The organism is Acidovorax sp. GW821-FHT10E04 (genome assembly GCF_059415185.1).
In genome coordinates, this window is record NZ_JBWKMT010000002.1 from 224,981 (window position 1) to 250,959 (window position 25,979).

Annotated in this window: 32 protein-coding genes, 1 tRNA gene and 1 pseudogene; 15 read left to right on the forward strand and 19 right to left on the reverse strand. The window is 61.6% G+C overall.

Features of this window, described 5'->3' with window-relative positions; translation table 11 throughout:
• Positions 1-375: 375 nt before the first annotated feature.
• The 6 genes from AC07OC_RS05930 to AC07OC_RS05955 form a co-directional block, all read right to left on the reverse strand.
• On the reverse strand, positions 376-1,200 hold the full coding sequence (locus tag AC07OC_RS05930; protein ID WP_218340737.1) for a M90 family metallopeptidase: 825 nt from the start codon (positions 1,198-1,200) through the stop codon (positions 376-378).
• Between the two features lie 36 nt (positions 1,201-1,236).
• Positions 1,237-2,028, reverse strand: a complete 792-nt coding sequence (locus AC07OC_RS05935; protein WP_218340738.1) for a UDP-2,3-diacylglucosamine diphosphatase — start codon at positions 2,026-2,028, stop codon at positions 1,237-1,239.
• Positions 2,029-2,055: 27 nt separating this feature from the next.
• Positions 2,056-2,562 (reverse strand): peptidylprolyl isomerase, encoded by a 507-nt coding sequence (locus tag AC07OC_RS05940; RefSeq protein WP_218294021.1) that lies wholly within the window; start codon positions 2,560-2,562, stop codon positions 2,056-2,058.
• Between the two features lie 36 nt (positions 2,563-2,598).
• Complete coding sequence (locus AC07OC_RS05945) at positions 2,599-3,180, reverse strand: peptidylprolyl isomerase (RefSeq protein ID WP_218294022.1); 582 nt, start codon at positions 3,178-3,180, stop codon at positions 2,599-2,601.
• Positions 3,177-4,472: a L,D-transpeptidase family protein gene (locus AC07OC_RS05950; RefSeq protein WP_218340739.1), complete on the reverse strand. Its 1,296-nt coding sequence runs from the start codon at positions 4,470-4,472 to the stop codon at positions 3,177-3,179. The genes AC07OC_RS05945 and AC07OC_RS05950 overlap by 4 nt, the downstream gene beginning before the upstream one ends.
• 89 nt (positions 4,473-4,561) lie before the next feature.
• Positions 4,562-5,635, reverse strand: a complete 1,074-nt coding sequence (locus AC07OC_RS05955; RefSeq protein ID WP_218340740.1) for a L,D-transpeptidase Cds6 family protein — start codon at positions 5,633-5,635, stop codon at positions 4,562-4,564.
• Between the two features lie 214 nt (positions 5,636-5,849).
• Between AC07OC_RS05955 and cysS the strand changes: the two genes are divergently transcribed.
• From cysS to AC07OC_RS05985, 6 genes and pseudogenes are all read left to right on the forward strand, one after another.
• On the forward strand, positions 5,850-7,295 hold the full coding sequence (cysS, locus tag AC07OC_RS05960; RefSeq protein ID WP_218340741.1) for a cysteine--tRNA ligase: 1,446 nt from the start codon (positions 5,850-5,852) through the stop codon (positions 7,293-7,295).
• A 48-nt stretch (positions 7,296-7,343) separates the two neighbouring features.
• Positions 7,344-8,015, forward strand: a complete 672-nt coding sequence (locus AC07OC_RS05965; protein WP_218340742.1) for a DNA-3-methyladenine glycosylase family protein — start codon at positions 7,344-7,346, stop codon at positions 8,013-8,015.
• A gap of 226 nt (positions 8,016-8,241) precedes the next feature.
• Positions 8,242-9,219: an acetyl-CoA carboxylase carboxyltransferase subunit alpha gene (locus tag AC07OC_RS05970; protein ID WP_218294027.1), complete on the forward strand. Its 978-nt coding sequence runs from the start codon at positions 8,242-8,244 to the stop codon at positions 9,217-9,219.
• A 202-nt stretch (positions 9,220-9,421) separates the two neighbouring features.
• Entirely contained in the window at positions 9,422-10,387 is a 966-nt protein-coding gene (gene tilS / locus AC07OC_RS05975; protein WP_218340743.1) for a tRNA lysidine(34) synthetase TilS, read from the forward strand.
• A 42-nt stretch (positions 10,388-10,429) separates the two neighbouring features.
• A pseudogene (locus AC07OC_RS05980) lies at positions 10,430-11,142 on the forward strand (ACT domain-containing protein); the annotation flags it as partial.
• A gap of 45 nt (positions 11,143-11,187) precedes the next feature.
• A tRNA-Ser gene (locus AC07OC_RS05985) sits at positions 11,188-11,280 on the forward strand.
• 84 nt (positions 11,281-11,364) lie between these two features.
• On the opposite strand, the gene AC07OC_RS05990 is transcribed toward AC07OC_RS05985, so the two are convergent.
• The 8 genes from AC07OC_RS05990 to AC07OC_RS06025 form a co-directional block, all read right to left on the reverse strand.
• Positions 11,365-12,513, reverse strand: a complete 1,149-nt coding sequence (locus AC07OC_RS05990) for an Arm DNA-binding domain-containing protein (RefSeq protein ID WP_494600495.1) — start codon at positions 12,511-12,513, stop codon at positions 11,365-11,367.
• Between the two features lie 11 nt (positions 12,514-12,524).
• On the reverse strand, positions 12,525-12,737 hold the full coding sequence (gene xisR / locus AC07OC_RS05995) for an excisionase family protein (protein WP_492254937.1): 213 nt from the start codon (positions 12,735-12,737) through the stop codon (positions 12,525-12,527).
• Complete coding sequence (locus AC07OC_RS06000) at positions 12,734-13,207, reverse strand: hypothetical protein (protein ID WP_494600496.1); 474 nt, start codon at positions 13,205-13,207, stop codon at positions 12,734-12,736. The genes xisR and AC07OC_RS06000 overlap by 4 nt, the downstream gene beginning before the upstream one ends.
• Positions 13,204-13,974 carry a hypothetical protein gene (locus AC07OC_RS06005; protein ID WP_494600497.1) on the reverse strand — a complete coding sequence of 257 codons (771 nt, stop codon included), beginning with the start codon at positions 13,972-13,974 and terminating at the stop codon, positions 13,204-13,206. Before AC07OC_RS06005 ends, AC07OC_RS06000 begins: the two co-directional genes overlap by 4 nt.
• Positions 13,975-14,139: 165 nt before the next feature.
• Positions 14,140-14,478: a hypothetical protein gene (locus tag AC07OC_RS06010; RefSeq protein WP_494600498.1), complete on the reverse strand. Its 339-nt coding sequence runs from the start codon at positions 14,476-14,478 to the stop codon at positions 14,140-14,142.
• Entirely contained in the window at positions 14,475-14,903 is a 429-nt protein-coding gene (locus AC07OC_RS06015) for a hypothetical protein (protein WP_494600499.1), read from the reverse strand. The genes AC07OC_RS06010 and AC07OC_RS06015 overlap by 4 nt, the downstream gene beginning before the upstream one ends.
• 295 nt (positions 14,904-15,198) lie before the next feature.
• A complete protein-coding gene (locus tag AC07OC_RS06020; RefSeq protein ID WP_494600500.1) occupies positions 15,199-15,984 on the reverse strand; it encodes a BRO-N domain-containing protein in 786 nt (261 codons plus the stop codon).
• A gap of 2 nt (positions 15,985-15,986) precedes the next feature.
• Complete coding sequence (locus AC07OC_RS06025; RefSeq protein ID WP_494600502.1) at positions 15,987-16,148, reverse strand: Arc family DNA-binding protein; 162 nt, start codon at positions 16,146-16,148, stop codon at positions 15,987-15,989.
• A gap of 118 nt (positions 16,149-16,266) precedes the next feature.
• Here AC07OC_RS06025 and AC07OC_RS06030 point away from each other — a divergent pair, with 118 nt between their 5' ends.
• Complete coding sequence (locus AC07OC_RS06030; protein ID WP_494600504.1) at positions 16,267-16,653, forward strand: Arc family DNA-binding protein; 387 nt, start codon at positions 16,267-16,269, stop codon at positions 16,651-16,653.
• Positions 16,654-17,085: 432 nt separating this feature from the next.
• Here the strand turns inward: AC07OC_RS06030 and AC07OC_RS06035 are convergent, their stop codons facing one another.
• The 4 genes from AC07OC_RS06035 to AC07OC_RS06050 all read right to left on the reverse strand — a co-directional run bounded on the left by AC07OC_RS06035 (position 17,086) and on the right by AC07OC_RS06050 (position 19,080).
• Entirely contained in the window at positions 17,086-17,319 is a 234-nt protein-coding gene (locus AC07OC_RS06035; protein ID WP_494600506.1) for a helix-turn-helix transcriptional regulator, read from the reverse strand.
• Positions 17,320-17,426: 107 nt separating this feature from the next.
• A complete protein-coding gene (locus AC07OC_RS06040) occupies positions 17,427-18,293 on the reverse strand; it encodes a hypothetical protein (RefSeq protein WP_494600508.1) in 867 nt (288 codons plus the stop codon).
• 46 nt (positions 18,294-18,339) lie between these two features.
• On the reverse strand, positions 18,340-18,783 hold the full coding sequence (locus AC07OC_RS06045) for a hypothetical protein (protein ID WP_494600510.1): 444 nt from the start codon (positions 18,781-18,783) through the stop codon (positions 18,340-18,342).
• A 3-nt stretch (positions 18,784-18,786) separates the two neighbouring features.
• Positions 18,787-19,080, reverse strand: coding sequence for a WYL domain-containing protein (locus tag AC07OC_RS06050; RefSeq protein ID WP_494600512.1), 294 nt, complete (start codon positions 19,078-19,080; stop codon positions 18,787-18,789).
• A gap of 658 nt (positions 19,081-19,738) precedes the next feature.
• Between AC07OC_RS06050 and AC07OC_RS06055 the strand changes: the two genes are divergently transcribed.
• The 6 genes from AC07OC_RS06055 (at position 19,739) to AC07OC_RS06080 (ending at position 24,338) form a co-directional block, all read left to right on the forward strand.
• The gene (locus tag AC07OC_RS06055) at positions 19,739-20,476 is read left to right on the forward strand and encodes a type VI secretion system-associated protein TagO (protein WP_494600514.1); all 738 of its coding nucleotides are present in this window, start codon (positions 19,739-19,741) and stop codon (positions 20,474-20,476) included.
• Between the two features lie 119 nt (positions 20,477-20,595).
• Positions 20,596-21,141 carry a hypothetical protein gene (locus tag AC07OC_RS06060; RefSeq protein ID WP_494600516.1) on the forward strand — a complete coding sequence of 182 codons (546 nt, stop codon included), beginning with the start codon at positions 20,596-20,598 and terminating at the stop codon, positions 21,139-21,141.
• Between the two features lie 399 nt (positions 21,142-21,540).
• Entirely contained in the window at positions 21,541-22,416 is an 876-nt protein-coding gene (locus tag AC07OC_RS06065) for an ATP-binding protein (protein ID WP_494600518.1), read from the forward strand.
• Positions 22,417-22,444: 28 nt separating this feature from the next.
• Positions 22,445-22,711, forward strand: coding sequence for an STAS-like domain-containing protein (locus AC07OC_RS06070; protein WP_494600993.1), 267 nt, complete (start codon positions 22,445-22,447; stop codon positions 22,709-22,711).
• A gap of 212 nt (positions 22,712-22,923) precedes the next feature.
• Positions 22,924-23,370: a hypothetical protein gene (locus AC07OC_RS06075; protein WP_494600520.1), complete on the forward strand. Its 447-nt coding sequence runs from the start codon at positions 22,924-22,926 to the stop codon at positions 23,368-23,370.
• 281 nt (positions 23,371-23,651) lie between these two features.
• Entirely contained in the window at positions 23,652-24,338 is a 687-nt protein-coding gene (locus tag AC07OC_RS06080) for a hypothetical protein (RefSeq protein ID WP_494600522.1), read from the forward strand.
• Here AC07OC_RS06080 and AC07OC_RS06085 read toward each other — a convergent pair.
• The gene (locus AC07OC_RS06085; RefSeq protein ID WP_494600524.1) at positions 24,335-24,754 is read right to left on the reverse strand and encodes a hypothetical protein; all 420 of its coding nucleotides are present in this window, start codon (positions 24,752-24,754) and stop codon (positions 24,335-24,337) included. The two genes, AC07OC_RS06080 and AC07OC_RS06085, sit on opposite strands and share 4 nt — an antisense overlap.
• Between AC07OC_RS06085 and AC07OC_RS06090 the strand changes: the two genes are divergently transcribed.
• Positions 24,753-25,079 (forward strand): hypothetical protein, encoded by a 327-nt coding sequence (locus AC07OC_RS06090; protein ID WP_494600525.1) that lies wholly within the window; start codon positions 24,753-24,755, stop codon positions 25,077-25,079. The genes AC07OC_RS06085 and AC07OC_RS06090 overlap by 2 nt on opposite strands.
• A 287-nt stretch (positions 25,080-25,366) precedes the next feature.
• A complete protein-coding gene (locus AC07OC_RS06095) occupies positions 25,367-25,966 on the forward strand; it encodes a phage regulatory CII family protein (protein ID WP_494600526.1) in 600 nt (199 codons plus the stop codon).
• Positions 25,967-25,979: the final 13 nt, after the last annotated feature.

Consider the following 25,979-nt stretch of genomic DNA (forward strand, 5'->3'; position numbering starts at 1 on the left):
ATGCGTGAGTTGCACCCCGCGAAGTAACGGTTGGTTACGGCCCGGTGTGCCCCAGTTTCTGGGAAACTCTTTGTCCCGCCGCGCCATGTGCATCGGTGGATGATGGCGGTGAAGCGGGGGTGTCGGAAGAGCCGCCCCCAACACGTGGTGAGCATCGGGGTTACCAAGCGGCAAGCAGGCCAATACGTCGCAGTCGATCCCTGCATGCGGTGTCGGACATGAAACTCCCCTATCGCAAATATCGGTGAGGTTTGGGCAACGACACGTGATGGGATAAGCCTGTTTGGCGTGTATTGCTGTGGCAACGTAACTTTGGCTGCGGCGGACTGACATGTGTCGACACACCTGCTCTCCTCATTTGAGACGGCTGTTGGCTCAGCGGATGGGCGGGCAAAAAAACGCGTCCAGCACCGGCATCAGCCCCGGAAACTCCTGCGCGAACCGGTCCCGATTCACAAAGTAGGCCTCGCAGGCCACGGCAAAGAATTCGGACTGCGATGTGGCCCCGTAGGCGTCCAGCCAGGGGCGTTCCGCGCCGAAGCGCTCGGCCAGGATCACGCGTTCTCGGAACTGTTCGTACGCGGGCTCCCAGGCGGCCCACCAGGCTTCGTAGGCCGCGCGCCCTGTGCGCGTGCCCATGAAGCCTGCGGGCAATGGCGGGCAGCCGTTGGGCTCGCCGCTGCGCATGTCGAGCTTGTGAACGAACTCGTGCACCACCACGTTGTGGCCGCGCTCAGTGTTCTCACGCCCGTTGGAGGCGTGTGCCCAGCTGAGCATGATGGGGCCGCGGTCCATGGCCTCGCCCAGCAGCACCTGCGTGTGTTCATGCACCACACCGGCTTCGTCCACCGTCTTGCGGCGCGCCACGGCCTCGCCGGGGTGCAGCACGATGCCCACGAAATCGTCGTACCAGTCCAGCGCCCGGGCCGGGTCGCCCCAGTGCAGCAGGGGCAGGCAGGCCTGGGCCGCGATGTCGATGGCCATGGCATCGGTCACCACCAGGCCGTGCGCGCCGTGGAATTCCTTGTGGTGCAGGAAGAGGGCGCTGAGCGCGCGCAGCTTGGACTGGTCGTGCAGCGAGAGCGCCGCCAGGAACGGGTAGCGCTGCAGGGTCTGGAGCCACAGCGTGGCCGAGATGTCGGGCACGGGGGACACGGTGGCGCGGACACGGCTCCAGAGCCGGTGGAGGAGAGGGGGCATGGCGATCAGGCGGCGGGAGGTGAAGCCCCGCGCAGTTCAGGATCGCTGGTACTTGGGGGCCAGGGGCAGCCGTTCCAAGCCCGCGCGGGACAAACGCAGTATTTCCGCGCGGGGCGGCAATGCGGCCGCGTCCCAGTCGCTGAGCACCACACGCCGCAAGCCGGGGGCCAGTGCGTGGTCGGCGGGACGGTGGGTGTGGCCGTGAATGAGCGTATGTGCCTGGGCCGCCTGCAGCCAGGCGATGGCAGCCGGGCCGTCCACGTCGGCATAGATGGCGCCCGATTGTTTGCGCGCCTCGCTCTCCTGGCGGATGCCGCGTGCCTGCGCGCGGCGCGTCGCCAGGGGCTGCGCCAGAAACTGCTGCTGCCACCCGGCACTGCGGGCCTGCACGCGAAAGCGCTGGTAGTCCACATCGTCCAGGCACAGCAGGTCGCCATGGCTCAGCACGAAGCGCTGGCCGTCAAACACCAGGACCGTCGGGTCCGCCAGGCCGGTGATGCCACACTGCGCAAGGAACGCAGGGCCCGCCAGGAAGTCGCGGTTGCCGTGCATGAAGTACACGGGCAGGCGCTGCGACGCCGCGCGCAGGGCCGTGCAGCCCTGGGCCTCGAAGCTGCCGGTTTCGCCGATGGCGTCGTCCCCCACCCAGACCTCGAACAGATCGCCCAGGATGAAGAGGGCATCCGCTTCGGTGCTGGCCAGGTAGTCCTGCCAGGCGGCCACGGTGGCAGGCTCGCTGGCCTGCAGGTGCAGGTCGGAAATGAAATCGACCGTGCGCCAGTGCGCGGGAGCGGCAAGCTCCTCGAACCGGGGCACGGTGGTCGTCACGGAGACGGAGGTCAGATCAACGCGAGATCAGAGTGCGACAGCCTTCTCGATGATCACGTCTTCCTTCGGCACATCGTCGTGGAAGCCCTTGCGGCCCGTCTTCACGGCCTTGATCTTGTCGACCACGTCGGCGCCGCCAACCACCTTGCCGAACACGGCATAGCCCCAGCCCTGGGCCGAGGGGGCGGTGTGGTTCAGGAAGCCGTTGTCGGCCACGTTGATGAAGAACTGGGCGGTGGCCGAGTGCGGGTCGCTGGTGCGGGCCATGGCCACGGTGTAGTTGGCGTTCTTCAGGCCGTTGTTGGCTTCATTCTCGATGGGCGCATCGGTGCCCTTTTGTGTCATGCCGGGCTCGAAGCCGCCGCCTTGCACCATGAAGCCGGGGATCACACGGTGGAAGATGGTGTTGTTGTAGTGGCCCTTGTTCACGTAGGCCAGGAAGTTCTCGACCGACTTGGGCGCCTTGGCGGCGTCGAGTTCGAGGGTGATGACGCCGTAGCCGGCGATGTGCAGTTCGACTTGGGGGTTGCTCATGGCAAGGGTTCTTTCAATCAGTCAATCAAAAATGGGTTACTTCACCAGGGTGGCGGAGTTGATGGTGACGGGGGCGGTGGGCACGTTCTGGTGCGGGCCCTTGTTGCCGGTGGCCACGGCCTTGATCTTGTCGACCACCTCGGTGCCGCTCACCACCTTGCCGAACACGGCATAGCCATGGCCGTCGGGGCTGGGAGCATTGAGCATCGCGTTGTCCTTCACGTTGATGAAGAACTGCGACGTGGCCGAGTTGGGGTTGCCCGTGCGCGCCATGGCGATGGTGTAGTTGTCGTTCTTGAGGCCGTTGCCGGCTTCCAGCGGAATCGGGGCCTTGGTGGGCTTGGGAATCAGGTCGGCGGTGTAGCCGCCGCCCTGGATCATGAAACCATCGATCACGCGGTGGAACACGGTGCCGTCATAGGTCTTGTCCTTGACGTAGCCCAGGAAGTTTTCCACTGTCTTGGGCGCCTTGGCCGGGTCGAGTTGCACCACGATGTCGCCCATCGAGGTGGACAGCTTGACCTTGGGGGCGTCTTGCGCCTGTACGGACGCTACTGAAAAAATAGCTGTCAGCGCAATGCTGGCAAGCGCCAGGGTCGAATTTCTTCTGGAAATCATCCAATCACTCCTTCGAAAAATATCTGCCATTGTTGACCCCGCCGCGCCCAGTACTGGCGTTTGACGGGGCCCGTGCGGGCGCCTGCGGCGACTTCGCCGAACGTTACCACCATGGTGTCGGCGGAATCTGTCCAGCGCAGGTAGGACTTGTCCTTGAGGTGTAGTTCCCTGCCCCGCAATGCGCGGGTCTCGGCCTGGAGCACCTGGGACCACTCTTGCAGCGGTTTCTTGCGGTAGCTCTGGAAGTCCGGCGCGTAGAAACCCATCAGGCGGCTCATGTCGCCCTCGGTCTTGGCGCTGCGCCAGGCGTTGAGCACCGCGTCGAAGGATTTGCGGTCCGCCTGTACCGCGTGCGGTGCCACCCACTGCAGCTGGCGCGCGATGACCACGGGCGTGGAGCGGGGCTCCACCGTGCGCAGGATGCGTTCGAGGTCGGGATTGGCCAGCACCAGGCAGCCATCGGTGGCCAGGGGCGCGCGGGCAAACTGGTCGGGCGGCGTGCCGTGCAGCCAGATGCCGCCACCGGTCTTGCCCCGGCTCTGGTCCAGGGGGTTGGGGTAGTTGATGGGCAGCGCGCCCGCGCCGTAGAAGTCCTTGAGCGTGGCGGGGTCCAGCCGGCTGGTGATGAAGTAGACGCCCAGCGGGGTGCGCTGGTCGCCTTCCAGGTTCTTCTCGATGCCCAGCTTGCCGACAGAAGCGTAGTAGTCGGCGACCAGCTGCAGGCCCTTGGGGGTGTTCTCGAACAGGTACAGGCGCGAACGCGAGGCATCCACCGCGATGGCATGGCGGGAGCGGGGCGAGAGCTCCAGGAACTGCGCCGGGATGGTGTGCGCCGGGGGGCGGCTGCGCTGGGCATCCACGCGCTGGCGCGATTCGTTGCGCAGTTCTTCCAGCGTGGCAGCCGTCTGGATGCTGCGGGCCGAGTCGGGCTCGGGCACATCGCCCAGGCGGCGGATCGGCCGCGTGCGCGCCATCAGCAGGTCGCCCACCACCAGTTGCGCCAGCTGGAAGTTGGGATAGTCGCGCGCCAGGGCCTCGGCCTGCGCCAGCGCCTCGCGGTGGCGGCCCTCGGCGATGAGCTGGTACACCCCCATGAGGCGCGCCTCCGCCTGGCCATCGCGCAGGGCGGGTGCCGTGGAGCCCGCGGCTTGCATGGGCCGGACCGAGGTGGTGGCCGCCGCGCCCCGGGACTTGGCGCTCTGGGGCAGCACCGGGGCTGCGTGCAGGAGCGCCGCCAGGCAAAGGGCGCCCGCCACGGCCGGGCGGCTTCGTGCGGACAACGCCACAAGCATGTGCGAAATCGTTTCAGGTCAGGGCAGGGAGGCAGAAAAAGCGCGCGCCGCCGCCATCGCAGGGCCGGCTGCGCCGCGCTTCGTCACGGTCAGCCGCCGGTGGATTCGCGAACGATGGTCCAGCGGCCGTTGTGGTTCACCATGTCCAGCGTCTTGCGGCTGGCGACATTGAGCGCATCGGCCGTGTAGGCCTGGCGGAAACGGGCCGTGGCCTTGTCGCCGTTGACCGCGACCGAGATGTCGGAGATCTGCACGCTGATCCTGGATTTTCCGACGATGCGCGCTTCACGCTCCTTTTCCCAGGCGGCACGGGTCTGGCGGCCGGGAGGATCGAATGACTTGTCGTAGGCGCCGAGGTAGGCGGCCATGTCCTTGGCGGACCAGGCGGCGGCCCAGGCCTGCACGGCCGCGGTAACGGCGGCCTGCAGGGACGCATCGCCGGCAGCGGCGGCAGGCGCCGCGGCAACGGCCGGAGCGGGGGATGCCGCGGCAGCGGGTGCGGGGGCTGGCGCCGGTGAAGGGGCTGCCACGGGCGCTGCGGCGGCGGGTGCCGTTGCGGCGGGCCGCTGCGTGGCCGCCACGGCTGGTGCCGGCGCGGGCGCCGCGGCCCCGGGGCGGGCGGGCTTGCCGGCGGCGGCTTCCGCGGTGAACAGCTCGCGGATCAGCGCCAGCTTGGGCTTGACGGAGCTGGCGTTGGCCGCATCCAGCTGCAGCGCCTTGTTGTAGGCCTGGCTGGCCAGCTTGGCATAGATGTCGCCCAGGTTCTCATGGGCGGTGGCGTAGCTCGGGTTGGTGCGGATCGCCATTTCGAGCGCCGTGCGGGCCTTGTCCAGCTGGTTCTGGCTGGCATACAGCACCGCCAGATTGTTGTAGGGCTCGGGCAGCTCGGGATACTCTTCCGTGAGCTTGGTGAACGTGGTGATCGCATCGCCGGGCTTGCCCGAGTCCGCCTGCGCCACGCCGCGCAAGAAGCGCAGCTGCGGGTCGCGCGGGGCGGCGGCAAGGCGCTGGTCGGCCTTCACCAGGGCTTCGGCCGGCTTGCCGGCCTTGATCAGCTGGGTGATTTCCGCATAGTCGTCCGCATGGGCCGCACCGGTGCCCAGCAGCGCGGTCAGTGCCAGCAGGCGCAGCAGGTGGGGAAGGGTGCGTCGGACTTGCTTCATGGGGGATTCAAGGGTGTTGGGCAGCGTCTGTCCCGGGCGGGGGCTTATACTGCGGCGGATTGTAGCTGAGGGGGTTGTCATGACGGTGCGCTGTTGCCGCGGGTGATTTCGCTGGAGGCCCCTTGCTGGGCCAACTCCCTCCAGGGGCCTTTGCCCCCTGCTGCCGGGTGAACCTTTTTCACCCAACCACCCCATCCCCCGTGACTGAAATCCCATGAGTTTGCGCATCTACAACACGCTGTCGCGTGCATTGGAGGAGTTTTCCCCGCTCGAACCTGGCCATGTGCGCATGTACGTGTGCGGCATGACCATCTATGACCTGTGCCACATCGGCCACGCCCGCATGATGATGGCGTTCGATGTCGTGCAGCGCTGGCTGAAAAGCAGTGGCTACCGCGTCACCTATGTGCGCAACATCACGGACATTGACGACAAGATCATCAAGCGCGCGCTGGAGCGGGGCATCACCATCCGTGCCCTCACGGACGAGATGATCGCCGCCATGCACACCGACATCGCGGCGCTGGGCATCGAGCCCCCGTCGCTGGAGCCGCGCGCCACCGAATACGTGCCCCAGATGCTTTCGCTGATCGGCACGCTGGAAGGCAAGGGCCTGGCCTACCGCGCCGGCAATGGCGACGTGAACTACTCCGTGCGCAAGTTCGACGGCTACGGCAAGCTCTCGGGCAAGTCGCTCGACGAATTGCGCGCGGGTGAGCGCGTGGCCGTGCTCGATGGCAAGGAAGACCCGCTCGATTTCGTGCTGTGGAAATCCTCCAAGCCCGAGGAGCCACCCGAGGCCAAGTGGGACAGCGAATTCGGCTCGGGCCGCCCTGGCTGGCACATCGAGTGCTCGGCCATGTGCGGCGCCACGCTGGGCGAAACCTTCGACATCCACGGCGGCGGCATGGACCTGCAGTTCCCGCACCACGAGAACGAGATCGCCCAGAGCGAAGGCGCCAATGGCAAGCCCCTGGCGCGCTTCTGGGTGCACAACGGCTTCGTGCGCGTGGACAACGAGAAGATGAGCAAGTCGCTGGGCAACTTCTTCACCATCCGCGACGTGCTGGCGAAGTACGACGCCGAGACGGTGCGGTTTTTCATCGTGCGGGCCCACTACCGCAGCGCCCTGAACTACAGCGATGCCCACCTGGACGACGCGCGCCAGGCCTTGAAGCGCCTGTACACCGCTCTGAGCCTCGTGGCGCCCTCGTCCGTGCAGGACATCGACTGGACTGGCCCTTATGCCGCGCGCTTCAAGGCCGCGATGGACGAGGACTTCGGCACCCCCGAAGCCATGGCCGTGCTGTTCGATCTGGCGGGCGAGGTCAACAAGACCCGCTCGGCGGATCTCGCCGGGCTGCTGCGCGCACTGGGAGGCTCCCTGGGCATTCTGCAGGGCGACCCCCAAAAGTTCCTGCAATGGATGCCTCCTCAATTTACTGTGGCAGGTGGAGCATATGTGATGGAGATGGGCACTCCTTCGGTCGTTTTAGGACCGCCTTCCAAGGAATTCATTGGCGCCCAGATCGCCGCGCGCGCCGCTGCCAAGGCGGGCAAGGATTTCGCCGAGGCCGACCGCATCCGCAATGCATTGCTGGCCCAGGGCATCGTGCTCAAGGACTCCGCCGCTGGCACCACCTGGGAAGCCGCGCAGTGATCGTTGTGTTTGTCATGGAAAACGCCTGCTGGGCAGATGGGACGCCCGGTGGCAGCTTCTAAAAAGATAGCATCCGAAGTGCTCGTGGCCGAGCCGGCGCTGGCCACGCCCGACTACTGGGCGGAGGCCTGCAAGCACCTGGTCAAGAAGGACCGGGTGATGAAGCGCCTGATTCCCCAGTTTGGCGACGCAGCGCTGCAGACACGCGGCGATGCGTTCACCACGCTTGCGCGCTCCATTGTGGGCCAGCAGATCTCGGTGAAGGCCGCGCAGACCGTGTGGGAGCGCTTTGCCGCGATGCCCCGCAGCATGAAGCCCGCCAGCGTGCTCAAGCTCAAGATCGACGACATGCGGGCCGCGGGCCTGTCTGCGCGCAAGGTCGACTACCTGGTGGACCTGGCGATGCACTTCGAGGGCGGCAAGCTGCACGTGAAGGACTGGGCCGCGATGGATGACGAGGCCATCATTGCCGAACTGGTGGCCATCCGCGGCATCGGTCGCTGGACGGCCGAGATGTTCCTCATCTTCTACATGATGCGCCCCAACGTGCTGCCGCTGGACGACGTGGGGCTGATCACCGGCATCAGCCAGAATTACTTTTCGGGCGATCCGGTCAGCCGCAGCGATGCCCGCGAAGTGGCCGAGGCCTGGAAGCCCTGGTGCAGCGTGGCGACTTGGTATATTTGGCGATCGCTGGATCCGCTTCCCGTGGCGTACTGAGCGAGATGCCCCTGGGTCCCCGTGCGCCGCGTGCCCGGGAGCGCCGCGAGCGCGGCGGCCCTCCTCGTGGGGCGCGCCCGTTTCGTGGGCTGTAGGTGGTGCGCAGCGCCCGGGACAGCGGACTTTTTATTTGTTGGACAAGCGTCATACCAAACTCGTAACGCGTCGGTTACAGTGCGTGCCATTCGTGGCGCCCGCACCCCGGCGCGCCCCAAGGAGAACAACGTTGGCGAAAAAGACCTTTCTGGATTTCGAGCAGCCGATTGCCGAACTCGAATCCAAAATCGAAGAACTGCGCTACGTGCAGACCGAGAGTGCCGTCGATATCTCGGAAGAGATCGACCAGCTGAGCAAGAAAAGCCAGCAGCTCACCAAGGACATCTACAGCGAGCTGTCGCCCTGGCAGATCACCAAGATCGCCCGCCACCCCGAGCGCCCCTACACGCTCGACTACGTGCGCGACATCTTCACCGACTTCGTGGAGCTGCACGGCGACCGCCACTACGCGGACGACCTGTCCATCGTGGGGGGGCTGGCACGCTTCAACGGCCATGCCTGCATGGTGCTGGGCCACCAGAAGGGGCGCGACACCAAGGAGCGCGCGATGCGCAACTTCGGCATGAGCAAGCCCGAGGGCTACCGCAAGGCCCTACGCCTCATGAAGACGGCCGAGAAATTCAAGCTGCCCGTGTTCACCTTTGTGGACACGCCCGGCGCCTACCCTGGCATCGATGCCGAGGAACGCGGCCAGTCCGAGGCCATCGGCCGGAACATCTTCGAGATGGCGCAACTCGAAGTGCCCATCATCACCACCATCATCGGCGAGGGCGGCTCCGGCGGCGCGCTGGCGATCAGCGTGGCTGACCAGGTGGTGATGCTGCAGTACGCCATCTACTCCGTGATCAGCCCCGAAGGCTGCGCCTCCATCCTCTGGAAAACCAGCGAAAAAGCGCAGGAAGCCGCCGATGCCCTGGGCATCACCGCCCACCGCCTGAAAGCGCTGGGCCTGGTGGACAAGATCGTCAGCGAGCCCGTGGGCGGCGCCCACCGCGACCACAAGCAGATGGCGGCCTTCCTCAAGCGCGCGCTGGGCGATGCGTTCCGCCAGGTGGCGGACCTGAAGACGAAGGACCTGCTGGACCGCCGCTATGACCGCCTGCAAAGCTACGGCCGGTTCAGCGACACCAAGGCGGAGAGCCGCTGACGGTTCCGGGGACGCTTTCCTGCCCACCACCAACGGCCCTGCGGGGCCGTTGGTGCTTCTGGCCAGGGTTCTCCGCCGTTGCCGTGGCCGGGAGGCGCCGATAATCGGCCGCCATGTGCCGCCGCCCCCTTGTTGCCCTTGTTGTTGTTGACGCCGCCACAGGTTCCTGGCCCTTGCCCTGGCGCCACGGGGAGGCATGGACATGACCTTGTCCTTCGACGCGGCCATGCAGGCCTTCGAGCCTGCGCTGCCCCTGGCGGTCGGATTCAGCGGCGGTGCGGATTCCACGGCGCTGCTGCTGGCATGCGCCCGGCGCTGGCCTGGCCAGGTGCGGGCGATCCACGTGCACCATGGCTTGCAGCCAGCGGCTGACGGTTTTGCGCGGCACTGCGAAGACCTGTGCCAAGCCCTGGATGTGCCGCTGGCGGTGCAGCGCCCGGACGCCCGCCACGCGCCGGGGCAAAGCCCGGAAGACGCTGCACGGCAGGCAAGGTACAATGCATTTGAGGCGGTAGCGCTTGTCAGTCAAACGCATAATGCTATTAAATCAATAGCAATCGCGCAACACGCGGATGACCAGGTCGAAACGCTCGTGCTGGCCCTGTCGCGCGGGGCTGGTGTGGCCGGGCTGGCGGCGATGCCCGCCCGCTGGCGCCGCGCGGGCATTGACTGGCACCGCCCCCTGCTGCGGGTGGCCGGGGCTGACGTGCGCCAGTGGCTGCGGGCACAGGGGCAGGGGTGGGTGGAAGACCCGACCAATGCCGATGAGCGCTTCACGCGCAACCGCATCCGCGCGAGGATCTTGCCCGTGCTGGAGGCCGCATTCCCTGCGTTTCGCGACACCTTTGCGCGGTCCGCCCTGCATGCGGCGCAGGCGGACGAACTGCTGGAAGAACTTGCACTGCAGGACCTGGCCATCGTGGGCGCACCGCCGCGCATCCGGGCCTTGCAGGGCCTGAGCCGCGCCCGGCAGGCCAATGTGCTGCGCCACTGGCTGCGCGTCGAGCACCACACCACGGCGGCCGCGGCGCAATTGAATGAACTGCTCGACCAGGTGCAGTCGTGCACCACACGCGGCCACCGCATCCACATCAAGGTCGGGCACGGTTATGCCGTCCGGTCCGGGCCGGAACTCGATTGGTACAGTCCAGAGGTGTTGGCCCCCTGATCGCACGAACCACGGCGGCGCGCCGAGGCAGTGTCCTTCAGCATGGTGTCTGAGGCCCGAAATCCGAAGTCTGCGGCGGTGAGCTTCGAGGAAAAGCGCGAGATGGCCAGCCTGGGCAGCAAGTTGCCGAAGATCCGCTCGGTGGAGCTCGCGGGCAAATACAACAAAAGTGATGTCCATGCGCGGGCTGTCCAGCTTCACGCCCTGGTGCATCGACGTCAACGAAGAAGGCAGGTCCGCACGCGGATCACTTTTGAGAAAGACAAAAAATGGAACAAGCCGTCGTATCCGGCATCACATTCAACCGCGACGAAGCCAAGATCTCCGTGCTGGGCGTGCCCGACAAGCCGGGCATCGCCCACCAGATCCTGGGCGCCGTGGCCGATGCCAACATCGAGGTCGACGTGATCATCCAGAACGTGGGCAAGGACGGCAAGACCACCTTCAGCTTCACCGTGCACCGCAACGATTGCGCGCGCACCGTCGAGCTGCTCAAGGAGAAAGTGGTGTCCGTGCTGGGCGCGCAGGAGGTCGTGGGCGACACCAGCTGCTGCAAGGTGAGCATCGTCGGCAGCGGCATGCGCAGCCACGTGGGCGTGGCGAGCAAGATGTTCCGCACGCTGCGCGAGGAGGGCATCAACATCCAGATGATCTCTACCTCCGAGATCAAGACCTCCGTCGTGATCGACGAGGAGTACGTCGAACTGGCCGTGCGCAGCCTGCACAAGGCGTTCGAGCTGGACCAGCAAGCCGCCTCACCCGCCAGAAGCGCCCCGGAAATGGGGCATAATAGCGGGATTGGAAACGTGACCGAGTGGCCGAAGGTGCTCCCCTGCTAAGGGAGTATGGGGTGTAGAGCCTCATCGAGGGTTCGAATCCCTCCGTTTCCGCCAGACGCAAAAGCCCTAAGTGATTGATTCACTTAGGGCTTTTCTCTTTGTGGCTCCGATCAGCGGCGCGGCGAACCTAAATTGAACCTAAATCGCATGTTTGACCTGCTGCCCGGTCATCCCAAGCGACAGGTTTACGGCCGCGAGGTTGGAGCCTTTGTCTGCGTTCGGAATCCACTTGGCATAGTCGCGCATCATCACCTGAACGCTATGGCCGTGCTGGTTTGCAACCCACACAGGATTGGCGCCAGCCATTAAGGCGAGGGTCACGCTGGTGTCCCTGCATTCCTTCGGCGGCCTGTATCGGACCTGGCATGCTTGCAAGCTCCGCGTCCATACCTGAAGCTGCTTCTGTTCATCAGCGTATGCACGGCTGGTCGAGGGGTTGTAGAACACCTCCTTGCCAATGGCCTGCGTCCTGGCCCGTTGCCGCTCAAGCGCGCCAAGTGCGCGGGCGTTCAGCTCCACCTCCCGCTCGACGTGCGTTTTCGTGCGCTCCTTGTCTTGACCCATTACCCGGGATCGGTGCACCAGCACGCGGCCCGTGTGCAGTTCCACATCCTGCCACCGCAACGCAATCTGCTCGCTAGCCCGCAGGCCGGCGAACATGCTGAACTCGAAATAGTCATGGAACTCATCCCCCCACTGGCGGCGGATCGTTGCCAGGATCTCTTCGACTTCGTGCGGGCTGAAGGGGTCGGGCTTGGCCTTCTGCGTCTTCAGGTTGTCGATCCCCTCCGTGGGATTCGCGATGGCGCTGGGCGGCTTGCACACCAGATCGAACACGCCGCGCAAGGGGATCATGATGTTGTTCTGCGTCTTGCGGCCCAGGCCCTTGTGCACCCTGCCGGTTTCCTCGTCGAAACGATCCTGGGCCAGCAACGCCAGGCGCTCCAGCACCATACGGTGGGTGACCTGCTCGGGGCGTAAGTGGCCGAAGGCGGATAGCCAATAGGCCTTCATGTGGCGCTTGTAGATCGCCAGAGTGGAGAACTCCACCGACCGGGCCGCCAGCAGATACCAGGTTTCTGCCCACGCCGTCAGCGTGCGCTTCTCCGCCTCGCTGGGCGGCTGCAGTTTGTCTGCGTGGCGGTAGTCTGGGAAGTGGTCCTTGAACCTGAACGTTCCGCGCTCGATCTCCTGCAGCACCTTGTCGCGGACCCGCGCAGCGTGCTTCAGGTTCGAGGCCGTGGGCTTGAGATCCAGCGTCGGTGCAATCTGCTTGCTCTCCCACATGAAGCGCACCTCTATGCGATCCCGGTTCGGTCGGACTCCCCCGGTTCCTGGCCTTCGACCCATTTTCCAAACCCTTTCATGTCGATAAAAATGCAGCCATCTGGGGCTCTGCGGTACTGCTTGCCTTCAGCCCATACGCCGCGATGGATCTTCGTTTCCACGGCCCGGGCGGTGTAGCCCGTCTCCTCGCAGAATTTGGGGATGCGAACGTATCGCGCTGTCATGGTCCAGCCCTTTCGGGGGTGCTGCACTCGGCCCGCAGGGCTTGCGCCTCGTCCACCATGCGCCTGGCGTCTTCCAGCAAATAGGTTGCGGTATAGAGCACGCTGCTCTCCAGGTTGTTTTCATTCAGGCGCTTGATGGTGGGAATCACTATCGACAGCGCGCAGGAGAACTCTCTGGCGGATTCGTGCACATCGCATACGGGCGCAGGAAACAGATCCGCGATACCTGCGAACCGGTGCACCAGGTCATCAATGAGGATGTGGACTGCCCGCAACTCGCTTTCATCGCTCTCACCCAGGCCAAGCCCTACCGTGTGGGCGGCGCACTCAATCCGATAAATCCCCTCCTGGATCAAGTTGCACTGCGCCTGGATATCAAGTTCCTGCGGTTCGGGCGTGTCCTTTTCGCGAGTTTTCGGGGCAGCCTTTGGCTTGGCCACCTTGGGCGGGCGGTCGATGACGGCGCTCATGCTGCACCCCCTGTGCGTGGGAAGTTGGGCCCATAGCTCCAGCGCTCGAAACCTCCGATGACCATTCCGCTCACGGCCGCGTCTGCAGATGCGCCGATGTGGCGAGTCATGAGCTCGGCCGAATCCACCAGCCGCGAGAGGTCTTCACCATTTTCCGCGACCTGCGCCATCAGCAAAACATGGTGCAGGGTGTGTGCAGAGCCTGCAACGAACTCGAGCACACGCTCCATCTGGGCCTGGTTGTAGCGCCCCTCCACGGGTGCGGCACCCAGGCGGCGGATGGGCGGCAATGGCCGGTCACGAAAACGGTGGGCGCCAGCTTCGATAGCCGCCGCAGCCTCCTCGCATGGAGGCAGATCGCAGTCGTAGCTAAGGCAAGTGTTGTTCAGCAAATTGAACGCGGTCGTGATCAACTCATGGCGGTGAACCGATCCAGGGCAATCCTGCCGCTCGATGGCCAATGCGCCGCTGCAGGCCCCGGCCGCGAAATAGAACACATCTTGTGGCTTCCCTAGCGTGGTCAGCCCCTCGGCGGCTTGGAGCAGGATCTTTTGCCCAAGCTCCAGAAGGGCCGCTGCGTAGGCGGGGCCGTCTTCTTCGCCAATGAGCGCGACCGCTTGGCCGAGCAGGGTGGCCCCGGTCGCCGCGACCTTGCGCTCGCTTTCTGATGCTGGTGGATTCTGCGCGGGGGCAGGGGCGGGCGCCTCGCTGATGCGGGTAGGGGCCTTGGGTGCGCTGGCGCGCGGGCGAGTGATGACCTCAGACATGATCTGATCCTTTTCTTGACGGTGGAAAAAAGACGAAGGGGAGGGCCGTTCAGGCTCTCGAGCGGGAGCGCCAGAGCAAACCGGCGGCCCAGGTGACGGACTCGATAGGCCCGGCACCGGCGGAGCGGCGCATGCTTGCCAAGCGATAGAGGAGGGCAGCGGTTTTCATGAGCAGTACCCCCGCCACTCGGCCTCAAGCTCGGCAATGGCGGCACGTGTCATGTGCCGGTAGTCGGGGTTGTCCTTGATCAACTGGCTGGGCACTCTTGTGCGGGCCATCGCTTGGCAGGTTGTGGCGCTCCGGCGATGGGCCTGCGCCTGCAAGGTCTCCTTGCCCGTATGCGAGTCGCGCTGCAGGGCGTCGGCAGCTTGGGTCCACAGGCTAGCAGCCAGCTCCCATTGAAGGGCGCCCTGGGCTTTGCGCGCAGCGTTTGCGAGCTGGATTGCATCCTGGCAGGCGGCCTTCGCCTCACCAGCTTTGAGGAAGGAGGGAAGGGTGGTCATGCGTGCGCCTCCATGTCCGAGGCGAGACTGATCAGCGAAGCCTGAAGCAAGGTGCTGGTGGCGTTCAGTATCACGTCGTCCTTGAAGAGGCTCAGCATGCCAATGGCCTGCTCCAGGTGGCACAGGACATACTGGCAATCGTCCAGCGAGGGCTGGCTGTGGATGCGCTCCAGATCATTGAGCAGGATGCCCACAATGGTCATCACGCCCCAGATGGCATCGTTTCTCGCGTCGCCTGTGCCGTCCTCTGCGACCGTGCGCAGGACGGCCTCGGCCTCATTAGCGCGGGTCAGGGCTGTCGATGCGAAGCTGATGTCGGGTGCAATGGTCCGCAGGGGCACAACCGGGCGCTTGGAACCCGGCAGCTTTGCCGTGTGCCGGTGTTTAGTTGCGCCAGCGGAAGGGCGCGTGATAACCTCAGACATAGATCCGATCCTTTTTCAACGGGGTGTTGGTCTAGAAACCGAAGAGCGCTTCGACCTGCTCTGCGGTTTCGGGCAAGGAGCCAGTGGTAATCACTGGCTTTTTGTTTTTGGGGGTGGTGTGGCGAAAGTCATGTAGTGATCCTATGTGGCGCAAGGTGCTAAAACACCCTCGAAAAGCACGCAAAAACGTGACGTTTCGCTTTTCTGCTGTCTCCGCCCAAAGTTTGCGCAACCGTGAACGAAAAAGCGAGGCACTCAAAAGTGCTTTTTGCGTTACTCCGAATCTGCTGGGCGCTCATGCAGCTTCCTTGTGCTCTGCGGGAAGGGCCTGCAGCACCGCGATCACGGTGGCCGACCACTTCATCTGGGTGACCGGCACACCGCTCCCATGGCGCTTGCCTGTGTCGTAGATCCGTGCGAAGTCTTTCCCCGCCTCGGTCGCTTCCCATACATCACCGCGTTTGAACTGCAGCCCAGCTTCAGCCAGCAGCAAGTTGACTTGGCGTGCAGAAATTGCGGGCGTCATCTGCTTGCCCAACTCGGTCGGCGTGTACCAGTGATCCTGCTTTTCAGCCTCAAGGTGCGTGTGCCCCAGCTGCTGCATCAGGTTGATGTTGGTGATCGAGTAGATGGCTTGATTCGCAGAGATCGCCGCCGCGTTCTTGTCGCAGCCCAGGAGGCGGGCAACGCGGACCAGTGGGGCAAATGCCTTGGCTGCTTCCGCAGTTGCCTTGAGCGGGGTGATCGCGCTCTTGGCGGTGTACGTGCCGGTCTTGCGGATCGAAGGCAGCACCTCTTCGAACACCCAGCGCTCGAAACGCTCTGCGGAGGGTAGGGTGCTGTTCACTACCAAACGGAGCATGTCGGGTTCGCTGATTAGGCGTGTTTCTTGTCGGCGACCCAAGGCATCTTGGATGGGGTGGTGCTTCGCCACCCCACGGCAGTGCTGCTTGATAGCGTTGTTCGTGTCCCTGTAGCCGAGTACTTCGGCCACATCCTTGCCAACGAACCAGGGTTCGCCTTCGACTTCGACGGCTCGAACGTGTGACCCTTCGAAGTTGTACGGAGTGATGTTGCTCATTGCTACTGTCCTTTCTGCTGCTGCGCGCAGCTCTCTTCGAGCCGGAGCTCAATCTCAGCTGTGAGACTGCGCTTTGCTGCGGCTGCCTGTTGCTGAAGCCAGTCCTTGAGCGGCTTCTGCAGCCGCACCTTGAACTGGCAGACTTCAGATTTCGACTCGATCACTTGGCGCCCTTCTGAACCACCGTGGTCCATTGATTGCAATGTAAACCACCGTGGTCCATTCTGCAAATGGTTGATAGGGATGCGGGGTTTTTGCACCACCGTGGTCTATGATTCGGCCATGAGCCGCGAAGACCCCCAGATGAAGATCCGCCTCCCTGAAGAGCTGAAGGCGCGCATTGATGCGTCAGCTGCGGAAGCGGGACGGAGCCTGAATGCGGAAATCGTCGCGCGGCTTGAGCAGTCTTATCGGGGAGGGCAAAGCGCGGAAGCCAAGTTCGAGAAAGCCCTGCTTCAGCAGCGCTTGGACTCAATGCGCTCACGCTATGCCGCTGAGCGCATCCATGTAGACCGGCTTGCGGACAAGGTTGACCGGCTCGCGCGCGAGGATGCTGAAATTGAAGCAATTGAGGCTGCTTCTGTTGAGTACCATGATGAAGTGCATGAGCTTGACCAACTGGGTAAGCAGATCGAAGAACTGAGTTTTCAACTGCGACAGCACGCATAACGGACGCTCGCAGTACGCGGTGGAGCCTTGACCCCGCCACAACGAGATGGCCCAGTTCTGGACCATCTCCAAAACCGGCGCCGTGCCGATTTTGTCGGGCTATGGCCGTCATCACACCGCCCTCCCTGCCAGGCGCTCCATCAGCCGGTGCTCGCCCCAGTACCCGTTCGGTTTCGTTGCCTGTGAGTTCGTACTTCATGGATTCAGTGTCTCGTTGGCGCCCGTTGGGCACTAAGTAAAACGTTTTAGAAATTCATTTTGAATGACTGTGCCTTTGGCGTGGCGTGTGGTGGGCTTAGTGTCCGGTCGACGTTGACGACTGCAATCCGCTGGTCGTGAATTGACATGCTTTGCATGGCATGGGCCTCTTTTTGAACTAGCGCTTATTGGCGCATGAGCAGGTTTCTTTCCTAAGGCCGACATATGTCGGCCTTAGTTTTCCGCGCTTCGTGTGGTAGCACACCCTGCGGGTGTCTCCCGCGATGCCGCATCTCTCCACGCCAACAACTCATCCCGATCAAAGACCGTGCACCTGGCGGAGAGCTTCCGAGGCTTTGGGAAGTCAGGACGTTCTTTAGCCCATCGCCAGAACGTGGCAAGGCCTATGCCGAGCAGCTCGGCAGCATCTTTAGAGCGCAGTGATTGCGCGGGGGAGGGTGGTGTCACTTGTCATCCCAGTAGGTCCCGCGTTTGCGGTATGGGATGAGTTTCTTAGAGGCGCCGGGTTGAGTTAAGTCTCTATGCCCGTAGCCCGTACGCTCTGCGGGCAGAGCCTACGCTGTGCCCGCAGAGCGGAGTTTTTTCCACTCGGTCATCCAGTCACGCACCGTGCGCCATGCGACTGGGACGACAACTCCAGCAACTTGGCTGGCTGCTGTATCCATGCTTGGTGTGTCAGCCATGTTGGTATCGCACCATTCAAAGACCTGCTGCTTCATTGCGCGGTTTTCCGAATGCCTTGCAGCCGCCGCTTTTTTTGCAAACACTGTCCTTGCTACTGCCGCTGCTTGGCTGTCAGCGGGGTCGTGAATCGACTCTAAGACTAGCTTTTCGCTTTGGTTCCACATATGAAGCCCGTTTGCGAGCGATGACGCTTCTGAGGCTTCGTGGATGGCTTCAAGAAATTCAGGATGAGTAAGGTTGCAGTTACTAGCGCGCCAAAGCCAGTGCAACTCCATGGCCGTTAATACGGAAATATCGCTTGGCTGCGTGCTGTACCCGAAACGCTCGGTCACCACTGAGAACTGCCTTCCAAACTCGATCTCTGACATCTTGTTGTAGGCTGAGTATGCCCACCCTTCGGACTCTGCATACCCCTTGGGTGTGCACAGGGCACGCATCCTGTCGGTGTTTCTGATTACGCCCGTGTCGATAGATCTCCGGAACCAGTGAGCCCCTTCCCAACATGAAGCCCATAGAACCCACTGAGAGTAGGCGAAAAATTGGTGGATAGCGGGGTAGGCTTCTTTCAATTGTTCATGAGTGCGCGCATATTGGTCATTCGCTCGGCCATGAAGGCCATGAATGGCTGACGGCAATTCCAGCGCCATCGACAGTTTCATCGCCTCGAGCGATTGCATGGCATCTTTCCGCGAGCCTTCTCTGTTTTCCTCATGTAGCCGGTACAACTCTTCGTCCACAGATCTCTCCAAAAAACACTAGTTGCCTGATCAAAGATCGCCTGGGCTAGGCGGTTCGAGGATTCGATTGCGCACTACAGAGGGCGAGCAGTTCGCCCATTTCATCGTTGTGAACGACCCGGATACCGGTCAAGTGAACGATTGCTTCTCGGCGGTCTGAGATGTCGCCTTTGTCGCTTGTGAGGAAAAAGTGACAGCCGTTGCGGAAGGCGGTATCAAGGTGGCGCGAATCTTTGTTACGTCCAACAATCTGCACTAAAGCAGGATAAATTTCTGACGCGTTGTCTTCGTCGTCCCAAGTTTCTTCATCTTCGTCCCATGTGCCCTTGTCCTTTTCCCAAGTCTCGAGGGTCGACCGAACCTCGGTGCCACGCTTGTGGGTGTACGGATGACTGTCGATATCTGCGCCGATAAGGATAATTTTCCCGGCAGCGAACAGCGGCCGCAGTTGCTTGGTATTGCCGCCGGTATCAACGTAAATCTTGAGCATGTCTCATACCTGCGCGAATACCTGCCTCATCGGGTTGTCAGCCCAAGGGGAGCGCGTTGTCCTGGGAGTGAACTTCTGGTCGTTCATCGTCACTGTGCCCAGCTTGGAGATCAGCAGCATCTTCCACCCTTCCGCCTTCCCCGAGCTGCTCCCGCCACCGACCTGGTAGCAGCTCGCCGCCTCATGGCCTGCGGAGTTGATGCCGTACACATGGGGCTCAACCGTCCGGCTGTAGCCGTCATAGACCACGTTCAGGACGCGGCGCTGCTTGATGGCTTCGATGATGGTGGGGTGCATGTTGATCATGCTACTGCGCGGCAGTGTGGAGGCAAGAGAAAACTGCCCCGCCTTGACTGCATGGGCAATTCTTCTTGACCGCCATCAACCCTATGTCGCGGTTGGAGCGCCTCGGAAATAGTTGGCGATTTATTGCTTCCCTATTTCGGTGCTCTGTGTGTAACATCTTGAAGCATCCCGGCGAACTCGCCCTCAAGTATCAGGAGTGACAGATGAAATCAATCCTTCTCAGCGCAGTTCTGGCACTTCCGATGATTGCCAGCGCATCCTGTTTTGGCAGCGGTAGTTTCCAGACGTGTACGGACAGTTCTGGCAATTCGTACAACGTCCAGCGGTATGGAAACACCACATATACGCAGGGCTACAACGCGGGTACAGGGAGCAACTGGAGCCAGAACAGCTCTACCTACGGGAACACCACTTATCACAATGGCACAGCTGCCAATGGAAATTCGTGGTCTGGCTCTAGCTCTACTTACGGCGGTACAACAACCTATCAAGGCATCGACAGCCAGGGGAATTCGTACTTCCGAACTTGCAACGCATACGGCTGCAACTAAGACACGGCCCTCGCCTGATCCTCTGATTCGGGGTGTCGGCGGCGTTGGGGCACGGTGCGGCTTGGGCCATCCAAGTACAACAAATCAAGGAGAGAGGGATGATGGGACGGGTCATAGCTACGTGGACCTTGCTGCTCGTTCTTGCTGGGTGCGATAAGCCCGGTGAACCAAACGCAGCCCCTGCTGGGAAGCAAACACCTGCAGTAACTGCTCAGCCTATCCAGGAGCCCGCAAGTACCGCACCGCCTTCTGTACAGGCAACCCAAGCACAGACGTCTATCCAAAACGGCATCCCTCTTAAAGAGGTAGCGGTATGTGCGGGAGAAGTGAACACCGTTAAGCGGCTCGCATGTTTTGATGAAGTCGCGACGCGCCACGGCCAAGCCCCAACGAGTGTCTCTACATCTGAGGGCTCGAAGGGCGAATGGCGAACCTCTACAGACACAGATCCGCTTACTGACAAGTCGGTTCGTTTCGCTATGCTTACCGCCAGTGAGGGCCAAGGGCGTTATGGTGACAAGATCGTATTGGTTGTGCGGTGTAAGAGCGGGAGAACCGATGCCTTCGTCAACTGGCAAACTTTTCTGGGAAGCGACAGCATCCTCGTCACTAGCAGGATTGAAAAAGAAAAGGCTGTGAGTTCTTCATGGTCACTCTCCACAGACCACAAAGCGTCTTTCATGCCGAATCCTCCGGCCACTTTGAAGAAGTTTGAAGGTGCGTCCACCTACGTTGTAAACCTCACTCCTTACAGCGAGAGTCCAATAACCGCCATATTCGAGCTCCAAGGAGCGAACGAGGCCTTAGCGGACATCCGCAAAGACTGCAAATGGTAGGGGGACCCTCAATCTGCAGAGGCCTTCGGCGGGCACCGCAGATCGCATTGGCAAGATGCAAAGGCGTTTGAACTGAGGACATGAACCGATAGATGCGTGGCTAGGACAAGGAGAGGGGGATGAAAAGGATACGTTGGACGCTGGCGATAGCCGTGTGCGGGCGAATGCTGGGTGGAATGTTTTTGTCGATCTTCGCTGTCACCCCGGCCATGGCCGAGTGGTTCAGCGGCAAGGATGATGACGGTCTTCCGTACACGTATACCGTTAACGACAGCGGGAACATGCTTGGCCAATGGTGCAACAAGGACGCGGATGCTTGCTTTTGGATGCTTGCTACACAACGCAGCTGCGACAACGGCATTGATGTGCCGGGCATCCTAAACGCTGAGAATGGAGCGGTGTCCATTACCCTCAAGTGCTTGTCCAGCACCGTCCTTGGGGGCAAGCTCTATCACCGGCTGGTGCTTTCACCTTTTGACACTGTAAGAACAGCATTGCAGGGCCAAAAGCGGATCGCTATAGCCACACCCATGCAGGATGTCAGCTATACGGTGACACGATTCAATACGACGGGAGTGGATGCCGCCATAAGTCGCATAGACACGGCGAAGCGCATCTACTTTGAGAACAACTCGAAAAAGTCCACCAAGGACCAGAGACTTTGATGCGTGGCGCGGCCCTTGTGAAGCTGCTGCTCGCCGGGGCGCTTGCCGCCGACCTCGCCCCGGTCCGCACGGAACGGGGCTGTGCCCAGGTCCGTGCCTTCCGAGCTGAGAAACCCTGCCCCGCCACTTGACTAAAGCGTAAAGCTTGCCGTGGCTGGCATGTGGATTATGTGATTGACCTGTGTTCCGGAGGCGAGGATAGGCCCTGGAACATGCAGTGGATCACGAAGGAAGACCACCGATTTAAGACGCTGGTGGATGTGAGGGAGTGCAGGCAGATGGAGCGGGCGGCGGATCAGCCGGTGCAATGAGGCTGTGGCGCCGTGGGAATGGAGGAGAAAATCTAGCCCACAATGAAGTCGCGGGTCGCACAAAAGAGTTGGAGACCTCTCAAAAAAAATGAATCACACATCAATTACGGAGATACATAAGTGGCTGGAACAGCTAAACGTCCTTGCTTCCGAGAAAACATGTCAAGCACCTGAATTCTTTCGCCCCTTTCACTTCATCACTTTGGCGCTAGTCCTTAAATCAGAGCGTGCTCTTGACATCACACTTCCAAACGCTTTGCGTAACTACGCAGCTCGTATGCACCTTTGGGAAGCCATTGGCATCCAGCCGCCTCGCATGGGACGTAAAGAGCACGATGCGAACGGGAGATTTCTTCCTATAGAGCCTCTTCGATCAAGAGCCGACGTTCAAGACTGCTCTGATCGACTCGCGGCCATCACTAGATTGGCCAATGCATCCGCTGAGAGTTGCACCTCTCTATCTATTGCTGTGAGCGAACTGATCGATAACTGTTTCTCTCACGCGAACGTCGAGCGTGATGGACTCCACGGGCTCGCATGCGCTCAGTACTGGCCAAAAGGTCAGCTTATGCAAATTGCCATTGCCGACATGGGCATAGGCATACGAAGCACCTTCACACAGGCTGACCGCGAGGAATACAGGGAACGGGTCAAGACGACGAATTGTTGCGCTCTAGCAACAGAGCTTGGAGCCAGCAGCAAACTCGACAACGGCCACGCAGGCTACGGACTAGCGCTTGCCAGGCAACTGGCGGAACAGAATAGGGGAACAATTACCGTCTACTCCGGGTCTGAGTGGGTCCACTCTTCAAATGGGCAATGCAATGAAGGAGCTGATGGGGTAGTATGGAATGGCACGATGGTTGTTGCCGAGTTCAACACGGCTAACCCATTGAGTACGCAAGCCGTCTATCAAAACTGGCCTCCTGTTAGGGGATACGAAGATGATGACTTCGATTTTTGAATTTGATCTAAGCGTTCTCGACACCAAAATGGCTACTCGCCCTAATGGGCAGTGGTTCCTAGAGCGTGTGCTTGACGCTCTCGAGCACAATGAACGAGTAGTCATAAATTTTGCAAATAGATCGCCCACTCCATCCTTCGCAGATCAGTGTGTGGGAGGCCTAGTGTCCAAATTTGGCCTTCCAGAATTCAAGCGCCGCATACAGATGATCAATGTATCGGATCATGACAAGCCATTGATTAAACACGTGGTTCTAAGCCGCTCTCATTCCAGAGCAGCAGAGGCTGCGCATTAAGTTTAGTCAGCACCTCGCCAAAGCCACCTTCGGGTGGCTTTTTCATGCCCAAAACCCGCCGACATTCCCCTGTCGGCTACTGAACACAGCCGACGCCCTCCCTTTTGCAGCCCGCCCCGTGCGGGCTTTTTAACGCCTGTGCCCCTGCAGTCGCCCAAGCCGCCGCAGTCCGCCACTAGGATGGAGTCCTTCAAAATCAAGGGAGTGAGCCTATGAGTAAATCCGCCTTCAGATGGTTGATCGTTGTCTCGTACGTAATTCCGACCGTCTTTGCAATCGGGGACTTAACGTTCCTCTCGCATCTCATCCCTTCGGAGTTCAAGGAGGCGCAGGCGATTTATGACGCTGCTCAACTGGAAGGCGACTCCACCGGAGCGTTTCTCCTTGGCGTGCTTTGCGTAGCTGTTCTTGCTGCTGTCCCTTTCCAGCTCTACGGTCTACTGCGCTTTAGGCAGTGGGGGCCGAGTTTGGCAGTTTGGTTCACCGTCGTCTGCTATGTGCTTATTCCGTTCACTGGTGTAACGGTGCAGTCCGGCATAAATTTCGCGGCCATGTCGCTAGGCTCCATGCTGTGGGGCATTGTGGTTGTGCTGCCCTATGTGTCGCCGCAGGTGCGCAGTCATTTTTGGCCTGCCCATGGCTTGGCCAGCACCAACTGAAAGCCAGTGGACGAGGGATAAGAGCCGAACTACATGATCCTGTTACGCCCACTTCCAGATCTTGCGCAGCAAGAGGGCGATGGCGAACAGCCCCAGCAGAAGGGGTGCCGTTGCGCCGGTGTAGATCCAACGGGGCAGGGTAGAGAACACAACGGTCTTCATGCGTTGACTCCGGTGATTGGGTTGCTGTATGAATATACAGTATTCGCGAATTTCAAGCTTTGAGCGTTTACAGCGCACGTGTAGTGGCACGGGGCGCGGCGGCTGGATAGAGTGATCTGATGGACCTAGCCATCCCCAGTCCGTCCCTTGAGGACTACCTGTATTGCTCGCTGCGTATTGCCGAGTCAGAAGTCTTTGTCGGGGACATGGAGCCCTCTCGCTTCATCCATAACCTGGATGGCCGCATCGAAATCTCTGTGAGCGATGAGTCCCTGCCAATTGGGCTCTTCTCTGCCATGGTGGTGGATGTCGAGAGCGCAATCAACGAGGGCGTTCATCCGTTCGACGTGTTCGACTCGGACAGCAAGACTGCTCCCTACTATGGTCCGTTGTTCCGCCAGCAGTCCTGGTCAGGGGCTGACTTCAGAAAGCCAGTCCTTCAGGCCGTATACGGGGATGACGAGCCGTGGCGGCCCAACTTGTTGATCCTGGATCGCGTTGTGCTCTTTCCCGAGCATCGTGGAAACGGGGCAGGGCTGCTCGCCATCCGGGGCTTGATTGAGCGATTCCGGATGGGGATAGGGCTGGTCGTGATGACGCCTTTTCCGCTGCAATTTGAAGCGGAACCCCATAGAGAGGCAGACCGCGAGGCGCGCTCTCGCCTCGGGCTCGATCAATTCGGCATCGGGTACGACAAGGCCCTGGCCAAGTTACGCAGCTACTACGCGACCCTGGGCTTCCGAACCATTCCCCGAACGCGCTTGATGGGGCTCGCAGCCGACCGGAAGCTCCCGCCGCTCGACTAGGGCTTACCGGCAGTGAGTAGCGCCGAGAGGCTGGACTGAAGCCGTCTGCTGTCCGGGGCCAGGGAGAGTGCCTGAAGCAGTTCGCCAGCCTGTTGCCGGACACCATCCGGAAGTTCATCCAAGGCCCGTGCAATGCGGGCTATCGCGGCATCCAGCGAAGGCTCTGGCAGAGCGCTGAACTCGGGCGCCGCCACGATCTTCGGCTCCGTTCCGTTGAGTATCCAAGCCTGAGAAACACCAAACAAACGTTGAGCATTTAGCGCTCCAATCTTGGAGACCCCACGGCGTCCCCAGTTGGTCACGACTTGGTCCGATTCATTCAGTGCGCGCGCCAGAGCGGCTGGGCCAATGATCTGGTGCTCGGAAGCGACGTCCAGCAGGCGCGTCAACGATTCGTGGCGAAGGCGGTCATTCATGGTCCGCATTATGCCCGCCGGATACCAAACGTTGCTAAACGGATGTTCCATTTCAGATGATTTACGTGTAGTATCGCTACACATGACTGAAGCCGAAATGATCATCGCCAAGCACGGAGGTGCCCTGGCCCTCGTCAAGAAGATGGGGATCACTGAGAAGTGGCTGCCACAGCGCCTTCACTACTGGAAGACACGGGGTATTCCCGCTGCCTTGAAGCTGGCTCACCCCGACTTGCTTCTGAGTGAGGAGTTCCTTCTTGGCGCACTGGAAAAGATCCGGGCACGCGCCGAGCAAGAGCAAGCGGAACAGGCGCGCCATGACTGACCTTCAGCCTCGGTCCCTGGCTCGCCCAATGCGTGTCCGAGCCTGCCGGTACGCATCAAGCAGTACCCGGCTACCAGCGAACCTGATGCGCAACTCTGCGCCGTTCCACTCCAGCTCCAGCCGCGATGTGTTGAGCACTTGTGTTCGCACGCCCGTGTCGGGATCCGTGTTCATGGAGACGGCGGTACGGGTGCTGCTATGCAGTGGAAGTGCTCGGGTGAAGGTCATGCCGCAAGTCTCCCAGCACCTGCCGGTCTGTTCAACGTCCAAGATTTGGAAGGGCGGACATGAGCTTGCTTGATGCACTCCGCCGCGGCATTGACAACTATCCCGGCGGCCGCGCGTCGCTGCGCCCGCGTGTTGACCCGAGCAAGTCGGATGAGGTCTTTCGTAAAGAACTCTCTGGTGCTACGTCGCACAAGCTGGGCGCCGTGGATGCCCTCGCAGCAGCCGTGATGTGCTGCGAAGCGGGGACGCCCCATTGCCATGACTACGCTGCCTACGTGGCGCGGGAGTGCGGTGGTGAGTTCCGTGTTCTCGGAGAAGGCCGGGAGCCCGAGACGAACCCTGTTCATCGCATCTCTGGTCTGGTGCGCGAGACCTCTGATGTCACATCCATCGTGATTGATGCGATGGGAGACGGCGTGATCAGCGACAACGAGATGGCCGTGATCGAGCGCGAGATCAGCGAAGCCGAAGAGGCGCTGAGAAAGCTGCGCCAAGCCGCTCGCGCGGTCAACGCTGCGGGCAAGCCAAAGGCCGATCACCTGGCCCTGCCAGTACGCGGTATGCGCGACGAGCCTGCATCCGCTGCACAGATCCCGATGTCTGCGGCCAGCGCGGGGGTGCCCTTTGATCTGGCCGTTTCCCAAAGAGTACCGGCATGAACCGCGTTGTCCG

What these genes read in the sequence shown, in the direction of transcription:
- AC07OC_RS05930 (WP_218340737.1), bottom strand. Translation starts at nt 1,200, where the DNA reads ATGCCCCCTCTCCTCCACCGGCTCTGGAGCCGTGTCCGCGCCACCGTG.
- AC07OC_RS05940 (WP_218294021.1), bottom strand. Translation starts at nt 2,562, where the DNA reads ATGAGCAACCCCCAAGTCGAACTGCACATCGCCGGCTACGGCGTCATC.
- AC07OC_RS05945 (WP_218294022.1), bottom strand. Translation starts at nt 3,180, where the DNA reads ATGATTTCCAGAAGAAATTCGACCCTGGCGCTTGCCAGCATTGCGCTG.
- AC07OC_RS05950 (WP_218340739.1), bottom strand. Translation starts at nt 4,472, where the DNA reads ATGCTTGTGGCGTTGTCCGCACGAAGCCGCCCGGCCGTGGCGGGCGCC.
- AC07OC_RS05955 (WP_218340740.1), bottom strand. Translation starts at nt 5,635, where the DNA reads ATGAAGCAAGTCCGACGCACCCTTCCCCACCTGCTGCGCCTGCTGGCA.
- cysS (WP_218340741.1), top strand. Translation starts at nt 5,850, where the DNA reads ATGAGTTTGCGCATCTACAACACGCTGTCGCGTGCATTGGAGGAGTTT.
- tilS (WP_218340743.1), top strand. Translation starts at nt 9,422, where the DNA reads ATGACCTTGTCCTTCGACGCGGCCATGCAGGCCTTCGAGCCTGCGCTG.
- AC07OC_RS05990 (WP_494600495.1), bottom strand. Translation starts at nt 12,513, where the DNA reads ATGTGGGAGAGCAAGCAGATTGCACCGACGCTGGATCTCAAGCCCACG.
- xisR (WP_492254937.1), bottom strand. Translation starts at nt 12,737, where the DNA reads ATGACAGCGCGATACGTTCGCATCCCCAAATTCTGCGAGGAGACGGGC.
- AC07OC_RS06000 (WP_494600496.1), bottom strand. Translation starts at nt 13,207, where the DNA reads ATGAGCGCCGTCATCGACCGCCCGCCCAAGGTGGCCAAGCCAAAGGCT.
- AC07OC_RS06005 (WP_494600497.1), bottom strand. Translation starts at nt 13,974, where the DNA reads ATGTCTGAGGTCATCACTCGCCCGCGCGCCAGCGCACCCAAGGCCCCT.
- AC07OC_RS06010 (WP_494600498.1), bottom strand. Translation starts at nt 14,478, where the DNA reads ATGACCACCCTTCCCTCCTTCCTCAAAGCTGGTGAGGCGAAGGCCGCC.
- AC07OC_RS06015 (WP_494600499.1), bottom strand. Translation starts at nt 14,903, where the DNA reads ATGTCTGAGGTTATCACGCGCCCTTCCGCTGGCGCAACTAAACACCGG.
- AC07OC_RS06020 (WP_494600500.1), bottom strand. Translation starts at nt 15,984, where the DNA reads ATGAGCAACATCACTCCGTACAACTTCGAAGGGTCACACGTTCGAGCC.
- AC07OC_RS06030 (WP_494600504.1), top strand. Translation starts at nt 16,267, where the DNA reads ATGAGCCGCGAAGACCCCCAGATGAAGATCCGCCTCCCTGAAGAGCTG.
- AC07OC_RS06045 (WP_494600510.1), bottom strand. Translation starts at nt 18,783, where the DNA reads ATGCTCAAGATTTACGTTGATACCGGCGGCAATACCAAGCAACTGCGG.
- AC07OC_RS06050 (WP_494600512.1), bottom strand. Translation starts at nt 19,080, where the DNA reads ATGCACCCCACCATCATCGAAGCCATCAAGCAGCGCCGCGTCCTGAAC.
- AC07OC_RS06055 (WP_494600514.1), top strand. Translation starts at nt 19,739, where the DNA reads ATGATGGGACGGGTCATAGCTACGTGGACCTTGCTGCTCGTTCTTGCT.
- AC07OC_RS06060 (WP_494600516.1), top strand. Translation starts at nt 20,596, where the DNA reads ATGAAAAGGATACGTTGGACGCTGGCGATAGCCGTGTGCGGGCGAATG.
- AC07OC_RS06065 (WP_494600518.1), top strand. Translation starts at nt 21,541, where the DNA reads ATGAATCACACATCAATTACGGAGATACATAAGTGGCTGGAACAGCTA.
- AC07OC_RS06070 (WP_494600993.1), top strand. Translation starts at nt 22,445, where the DNA reads ATGGCTACTCGCCCTAATGGGCAGTGGTTCCTAGAGCGTGTGCTTGAC.
- AC07OC_RS06075 (WP_494600520.1), top strand. Translation starts at nt 22,924, where the DNA reads ATGAGTAAATCCGCCTTCAGATGGTTGATCGTTGTCTCGTACGTAATT.
- AC07OC_RS06080 (WP_494600522.1), top strand. Translation starts at nt 23,652, where the DNA reads ATGGACCTAGCCATCCCCAGTCCGTCCCTTGAGGACTACCTGTATTGC.
- AC07OC_RS06090 (WP_494600525.1), top strand. Translation starts at nt 24,753, where the DNA reads ATGGTCCGCATTATGCCCGCCGGATACCAAACGTTGCTAAACGGATGT.
- AC07OC_RS06085 (WP_494600524.1), bottom strand. Translation starts at nt 24,754, where the DNA reads ATGAATGACCGCCTTCGCCACGAATCGTTGACGCGCCTGCTGGACGTC.
- AC07OC_RS06095 (WP_494600526.1), top strand. Translation starts at nt 25,367, where the DNA reads ATGAGCTTGCTTGATGCACTCCGCCGCGGCATTGACAACTATCCCGGC.